The organism is Neptuniibacter pectenicola (assembly GCF_001597735.1).
In the GTDB taxonomy this organism is placed as follows: Bacteria; Pseudomonadota; Gammaproteobacteria; order Pseudomonadales; family Balneatricaceae; genus Neptuniibacter; species Neptuniibacter pectenicola.
Window position 1 is genome coordinate 346,650 of sequence record NZ_LUTS01000003.1, and the last position, 7,027, is coordinate 353,676.

The window sequence follows — 7,027 nt, forward strand, 5'->3', positions numbered from 1 at the left end:
AATCCCGTGAAATATATTTCTACCCGGGGAAAAGCGCCGGCAATGAATTTTGAAGAAGTTCTTTTAGCTGGCTTGGCGAGTGACGGTGGCCTATATGTGCCTGAAACCTTGCCAACCTTCAGCAAAGAAGAGATCGCCTCTTGGGTAGGTCTGCCCTATAACGAACTGGCTTATAACGTGATCAAGCCATTTGTTGATGACTGTGTTGCTGATGCTGACCTTAAGCAGATGATTGATGAAACCTATGCGGGTTTCAATCATATCGCTGTGGCACCGATGAAAGAGCTCGGCACGAATGAGTGGATCCTAGAGCTATTTCACGGCCCAACACTCGCGTTTAAAGACTTCGCCCTTCAGTTGTTAGGTCGCCTGATGGATTACGCGCTTGAAAAGCGTGGTGAGCATCTTGTGATTATGGGGGCCACTTCAGGTGATACCGGTTCAGCTGCGATTGAAGGTTGCTGCCATAGTAAACATCTGGATATTTTTATTCTGCACCCGCATAACCGCGTATCAGAAGTGCAGCGTCGCCAGATGACGACCGTCATTAAAGACAATGTGTATAACATTGCGCTAGAAGGCAACTTTGATGATTGTCAGCAGATGGTTAAAGACAGCTTTGCTAATCAAGACTTCCTTAAAGGGATGAAGCTAGGCGCAGTCAACTCGATCAACTGGGCGCGTATTATGTCCCAGATCGTTTACTACTTCTCTGCTTCACTGGCTATCGGTGGTCCTGAGCGTGAAGTGAGCTTCTCTGTACCGACCGGTAACTTTGGTGATATTTTTGCCGGTTACCTTGCTAAACAGATGGGCTTGCCGATCAAACAGTTGGTTGTTGCCACAAACCGTAACGATATTCTGCACCGTGTTATCTCCGGTAACGATATGTCCAAAGGTGACTTAGTGCATACGCTATCGCCATCGATGGATATTATGGTGTCATCAAACTTTGAACGTATGTTGTTTGATGTATACGGCAAAGATGGTGCCGCGATTGATGATCTAATGGCGCGCTTCTCGAAAGAATCGGTTGAACTCGATTCAGATCGTTGGGATAAAGTACGTGAACTGTTTGATAGCTGTGCCGTTGATGATGACGCGACCTGCGAAACCATCAAACAAGTGTACGCTGAGACAGAATACCTACTCGATCCGCACACAGCGATTGGTGTTAAAGCCGCGCGTGAATGCAACCGTGATAAATCTGTGCCTATGATTACACTGGCGACAGCGCATCCGGTTAAATTCCCAGAGCCTGTTGTTAAAGCCGGTTTGGAATCACCTCAGTTGCCAGCCCATATGGTTGATCTATTTGAGCGTGAGGAAAAGTTAGACGTATTAGACAATAATCTAAATACCGTCCAGCAGTTCATTGCGAGCCATGTTCATACAGAATAATTAATTGTGTGAATATGCTACTCTCAAAACCCGACGCGAATAACGTCGGGTTTTTTGTATCTGGCAATTGATCGTTTTATAGTACAGCGAAGGGGAAACTGCGATGACCGATCTATTTTTTTACCTCTCAAAAGTCTTTTGGGTGATCGTCCAGCCAGATCATTTTCTATTATTGGTTCTTGTGCTGGGCTTGCTGCTTTGGCGCAGGCTTTCAGGCGTGATCATGGTCTGGGGCTCCGTGTTAACTATGCTGGCTTTAAGTGTCTTCCCTATCGCTAATTATCTGCTTGAGCCTTTAGAACAGCGTTTTCCTAAGCCTGATTTAACCCAGCTTGAAGCGCCTATCGCCGGTATTATTGTGTTGGGGGGCGGAGAGGAACCTGAACGCTCTGCTGTGCATAAGATGCCCCAGTTTAATAGTGCGGCGGAGCGGTTGATGGTGTTACCTTCCCTGATGCTGCGCTACCCTAACGCTAAGGTTATTTTTACCGGTGGCTCAGGCTCATTGTTACGTCCTGAATATCGCGGGGGTGATGTGGCTAAACAGTGGCTGACTGAGCAAGGTTTAGGCGCGCGGTTGATTGTAGAGCGAGATGCCCGAAACACATTTCAGAACGCACTATATAGCCGTGAAATCATTAATGAGCTTCACGCTGCGGGTGAGTTAGACGATGCCAATCAGGGCAAATGGCTATTAGTCACGTCGGCCTTCCATATGCCACGGTCGGTTGGCGTCTATCGTAAGGCCGGTATCGATGTGATCCCGTACCCGGTGGATTACAGACAGTTTAATAGCACGGTGCATCTTAGCCTGAATGCTAACATGGCAGAGTTGAACCAAGTGGTCCGTGAATGGATCGGCTTAGGTGCTTACTATTTAACAGAAAAAACAACAGAACTTATCCCCGGGCCATTAGCTTCAGCGCCTTTACTGACGGGAACCCTAGATAATTAATGAAAGCGTTAGTGATTAATCGACGTGAAAGCGCCGACCCAAACTTACCTATATTTAGTCAAGCAAACCCTGTCCTTGCCCGCATCTATGCGTCACGGGGTATTCATGATTTAGACGGGTTAGGACGTAACCTGAATGAACTCCTACCCGACAGTGGTTTAGCGGGTATTGATGGCGCGGTTGCGCGATTAGTAAGGGCGCTTCATCAACAGGAACGGATCATGATCATCGGTGATTTTGACTGTGACGGTGCCACCAGTACCGCGGTTGCTGTGCTCGCCCTGCGCATGATGGGCGCCGCCGACGTTTGCTACCTTGTTCCTAATCGCTTTGAGTATGGGTATGGCTTGAGTCCTGAAATCGTCATGGAAGCCTTAAAGCAGGCACCAGACCTGTTGATTACCGTTGATAATGGTATCTCTAGTATCGAGGGGGTGGCTGCCGCCAAGATCGCTAACCTCGATGTGGTCGTCACTGACCATCACCTTGCGGGCAGTGAACTACCTGATGCCTATGCCATTGTGAACCCTAATCAGCCCGGCTGTCATTTTAATGCCAAATCCACCTGTGGGGTGGGGGTCATCTTTTACGTGATGATCGCATTAAGACGCAAGCTGCAAGCGATGAACTGGTTTGAAGAGCAGGGCCTGCCGGTACCAAACTTAGGCAGTTTGCTCGACCTGGTTGCCTTAGGTACGGTCGCCGATGTGGTGCCTTTAGAGCAAAATAACCGTGTCTTAGTGTACCAAGGGTTACAACGCATCAAAGCGGGCCGTTGCCGTCCTGGTATTAAAGCGTTGATTGAACTGTCGGGGCGTCAACAACATAAAGTTGCCTCCTCTGATTTAGGCTACGCCTTAGCCCCGCGCCTTAACGCAGCGGGTCGCCTTGAGGATATGTCGATCGGGATTGAGTGCTTATTAACCGACTCCGAGCATAAAGCAAAAGAGCTGGCCGCCACCCTGAACGACCTTAACCAAGAACGAAAGGCGATTGAGCAGGAGATGCAGCAGCAAGCGTTAGACCTGTTGGCGCACCTTCAGCTGGATGACGAAGCCTTACCGTACGGGTTGTCGCTCTATGAGCCCGAATGGCACCAAGGTGTGATTGGTATCCTAGCGTCCAGAATAAAAGAGAAAACCCATCGTCCGGTTATCGCGTTCGCCCAAGGTGATGAGGGTGAACTAAAAGGGTCCGCGCGCTCCATTAGTGGATTCCATATTCGTGATGGCCTAGATGCGATTGCGGCGAAACACCCTAGCCTACTGCGTAAATTTGGCGGCCATGCGATGGCGGCGGGATTAACCATTAGCGATAAAGACCTCGGGCTGTTTCAACAGGCCTTTGATGAAGAGGTTAGGCGGCAACTCTCCGAGGCCGATTTACAACAGCAAGTGATGACCGATGGTGTGTTAAATGCCGATGAGATGACCATTGAACTGGCTGAAATGCTCCGTGATGCAGGCCCTTGGGGGCACCAGTTCCCAGAACCGTTGTTCGAAGGTGAATTCTCCCTACTACAACAACGAATCGTCGGCCACCGCCACCTCAAGCTGGTATTGATGGAACCTGCTTCAGGATTAGCCATCGATGCGATACAGTTTAATGCCGATATGGACCAATGGCCGGATGAGTCACAGACCCACGTACGGGCTATCTATCGCTTAGATGTCAACGAATTCCGAGGCCGCAAAACCGTACAGATGCTCGTCGATCACCTATTAATCCCCGATCAGTAAAAAGTGGAACCCTAACCATGAATGAATTTAACTTAGACGAACTTAACCTTCTCTTGAGCGTATTTGAAAAAGCCGGTATCAGTACTGATCAAAGCGCAGAAGGTGAAATGCTACAACGCCTAAAAGCCGCCCAAGAAACTCGCCAAGAGCTAGACAGTATGGACTTTGATGACTGCCTAGGCGGTGCCTGTAAGTTATAAGCAAGAAGACTCACCCTTTGATCTGATCGTTCAGGTCAAACGGGTGCCTGCTATCGCCCCTGTATCTGATGGTTGTCGACGCCCATCGGCCTGTGTAGGCGCTCACCCCGTGAGCGAACAGTTAAGATTTTCTTTTTTCTATGGGGGCGGTGCCCGCGATCCGTGATTGCGTATCGACTGTAGAAATGGGAAGACGTGCTACATTCTTATTCTGTTTTTATGTACAGTATTTAATCCGTTAGATCTTTATGTAAGGATAGTAAGACAACGATGTAATTTTCTCCAAGGATGAGAAATCCTCAAGTAAGGAAAGCAGATGAAATTCAATGCGTCACACCCCCTTCTTAATATCCTTTCTCGGAGATATATGACAACTTGTCGTGTTTAATCGCGACAATCTGTCATATATTTAGCTGTTATAAGCCTTAGGAGAAATCGTGCACTTGGTCATGTTTGATATAGACGGGACTTTGGTTAAGTCATACGATTTTGATTCCGAGTGCTATAAATTGGCGGTCTTTGACGTACTTGGGGTTGAAGTCAATTCAGACTGGGGGCAGTATCAGCATGTGACAGATGCTGGGATTCTAAGAGAAATAATTGAGAGTCGATCATTGCAGAATGAGTACGAAAGTATTTTTACTGAGGTTAAAAAGCATTTCATTCTGCGCGTTAGAAAATATATTTCAAATCACGAGGTGTTGGAAATTACCGGCGCAAGCAAATTTTTATCAGTGTTAGCCTCGCGTAGGGATGTAAAGATTTCCCTTGCAACAGGTGGGTGGTCAGAAACGGCCAGAATGAAACTGGAAGCCGCAGGCATCAACCACTCGAATATACCTATCGCTTCGTCTTGCGATCATTATAGTAGAATAGAAATAATGCGAGTCGCAGAAACCCGTTCTGGTGAACACCGGTTCAAATCTAAGACGTATTTTGGTGACGGTTCTTGGGATAGGAAAGCCTCAAAATCATTAAACTATAACTTTGTAGCTGTTGGATCTCGGATCACAAACTCAAAGTCAATCCATGATTATTGTGATTCACAAGAGGCACTAAGATGTATCGGCTTATAACAAACGGCTTCACGCAGACGCCCAAACCTGCGCATCTTTTGTGGGTTTCGCTGCGCTACACTTTACCACAAAAGCCTCTCCGGTTTGGGCGCTGGTGAGCCGGGCGTTATATTCAACTCACATGGAGTTAGTTATGTTAAACGTTATATTTACTAAAAAAGCAGAATCTGAAATAGGCAATGATAATGGAGTTTGCGATTTCTCTATCCCTGAATCATTCTCAATAAATGACGAAATAACACTTAAATTTAAGCCTTCCAATAATACTATTAGGTTTGTATGCCTAGCTCGCCATTTTGATTTAAACGAAGAGGGAGAACATATTCCTGTTTACACTCTTGATTCCTTGTAGGAGCTGAGCAACACAAGAAACCATCTTTATTTCTTACTAATGGAATTATCATAATTTCACCTATTCAATTAAGTTAAATATAACAAGGCGTTGCACTGGATAAACCAGTGAACATCGGCGTTATGTGTTTAAAACTAAAGGGAAAGAACCTTTAAAAATTAGTGCTGAGTGTTTCGCCATTTTAGGTTTAGTCGCATCCACTAATAAGCTTTACGTAATACCAAAACAAGTTTTGTGGTAAAGCTATTATTTCGTTTTAGTTTGGGCTTAAATGGCTCAAAGGTAATTTTAATTAAGGGTGGCTTCGTTATTGTTCGGGTTAAGTTTTTAACTTCTCTTCCACATAACAAGTTGCTCAACAGGACAAAATACAGTTTGCTCGGCTCGTACCTCGCCAATTTTAGCAAACGGTATTTTGCCCATTAGCAAAGCGTTAGGCAGTAAAAGGAAGCACCACTCGTGAAGTATTACAAAAAGCTAATCCCAGAAAAGTGGCAAGTCTTTGCATTTGAAGAAGATGGCTCACAAGACTCTTACGTCATTGAAGATATGATTGCCATATCACCGGAAGAAGCAGAAATTATTGCACAAACACCGCCTCAAGACCCACTTGTGCTAGATATTCTTCGCAGTGGTTCAACTGAGCGAAACTGGTCATGGCCACCCAAAGCTTATCAAGAAGCAATAGGCCAAATTTCTGTATGCTCATCAAGTATAGAGGTTCTCATTCGAACAGTTATTTGGCATATCGCAGGTTTAGACAGCATTACTGGTCGAGCCTTTACCGGGAAAGCTCGAATAAATGAATTAACTGAGATGCTAAAAGCCTTGATTGAATCCAAGGCACCGCAGTTAAAAGATGACGCCGTAGAAATTAGTAGTAGAATTAAAGATGTTTTCGCGCGTAGAGCAGTATACGTACACCAAGTCTGGACGATGATTGACGGGGCACCAGCGGTTGGTAAGCTATTCATTGAGCGATATGAAAGACTGGAGAAGCCAAAACCTGTTTCACTCAGTGAAATGTACAAACTTGCCGATGATATGAATCAGATTCAATCTGACTTAATGGTATCAATCCTGACTCCATTACTCTCTAGCAACACACCATGAAGTCGCATTTTTTACACTTCAATGGTGAGGTTATGCCTAATCGGGTAGCCGAGGGTCTCTAACCCTCAGCCCCCACAACACCCTGCATGCGGATCCGCACAGGGCGTTTCACTGAGAATGGTGAAGCTTGATCCATCCATCGCGCAATTCATAAAGCCCCTGAGATTTTAAGTAAGCATTGGATAATGCCT

At 46.0% G+C, this 7,027-nt stretch carries 7 protein-coding genes; all 7 read left to right on the forward strand.

Features of this window, described 5'->3' with window-relative positions; all coding sequences use genetic code 11:
- Positions 1-6 precede the first annotated feature (6 nt).
- The 7 genes from thrC to A3773_RS06325 all read left to right on the forward strand — a co-directional run bounded on the left by thrC (position 7) and on the right by A3773_RS06325 (position 6,836).
- Positions 7-1,401: a threonine synthase gene (gene thrC, locus A3773_RS06295; protein WP_067984177.1), complete on the forward strand. Its 1,395-nt coding sequence runs from the start codon at positions 7-9 to the stop codon at positions 1,399-1,401.
- Positions 1,402-1,504: 103 nt separating this feature from the next.
- On the forward strand, positions 1,505-2,356 hold the full coding sequence (locus tag A3773_RS06300) for a YdcF family protein (protein WP_067984179.1): 852 nt from the start codon (positions 1,505-1,507) through the stop codon (positions 2,354-2,356).
- Complete coding sequence (gene recJ / locus A3773_RS06305) at positions 2,356-4,095, forward strand: single-stranded-DNA-specific exonuclease RecJ (RefSeq protein ID WP_082800556.1); 1,740 nt, start codon at positions 2,356-2,358, stop codon at positions 4,093-4,095. Before A3773_RS06300 ends, recJ begins: the two co-directional genes overlap by 1 nt.
- Before the next feature lie 17 nt (positions 4,096-4,112).
- Complete coding sequence (locus A3773_RS06310) at positions 4,113-4,295, forward strand: hypothetical protein (protein WP_067984181.1); 183 nt, start codon at positions 4,113-4,115, stop codon at positions 4,293-4,295.
- A 437-nt stretch (positions 4,296-4,732) separates the two neighbouring features.
- On the forward strand, positions 4,733-5,371 hold the full coding sequence (locus A3773_RS06315) for an HAD family hydrolase (RefSeq protein WP_082800557.1): 639 nt from the start codon (positions 4,733-4,735) through the stop codon (positions 5,369-5,371).
- 133 nt (positions 5,372-5,504) lie between these two features.
- Positions 5,505-5,723 carry a hypothetical protein gene (locus A3773_RS06320; RefSeq protein WP_156473448.1) on the forward strand — a complete coding sequence of 73 codons (219 nt, stop codon included), beginning with the start codon at positions 5,505-5,507 and terminating at the stop codon, positions 5,721-5,723.
- A 459-nt stretch (positions 5,724-6,182) separates the two neighbouring features.
- Positions 6,183-6,836, forward strand: coding sequence for a hypothetical protein (locus tag A3773_RS06325; protein ID WP_067984187.1), 654 nt, complete (start codon positions 6,183-6,185; stop codon positions 6,834-6,836).
- The last annotated feature ends 191 nt before the right edge of the window (positions 6,837-7,027 follow it).

What these genes read in the sequence shown, in the direction of transcription:
- recJ (WP_082800556.1), top strand. Translation starts at nt 2,356, where the DNA reads ATGAAAGCGTTAGTGATTAATCGACGTGAAAGCGCCGACCCAAACTTA.
- A3773_RS06300 (WP_067984179.1), top strand. Translation starts at nt 1,505, where the DNA reads ATGACCGATCTATTTTTTTACCTCTCAAAAGTCTTTTGGGTGATCGTC.
- A3773_RS06320 (WP_156473448.1), top strand. Translation starts at nt 5,505, where the DNA reads ATGTTAAACGTTATATTTACTAAAAAAGCAGAATCTGAAATAGGCAAT.
- A3773_RS06310 (WP_067984181.1), top strand. Translation starts at nt 4,113, where the DNA reads ATGAATGAATTTAACTTAGACGAACTTAACCTTCTCTTGAGCGTATTT.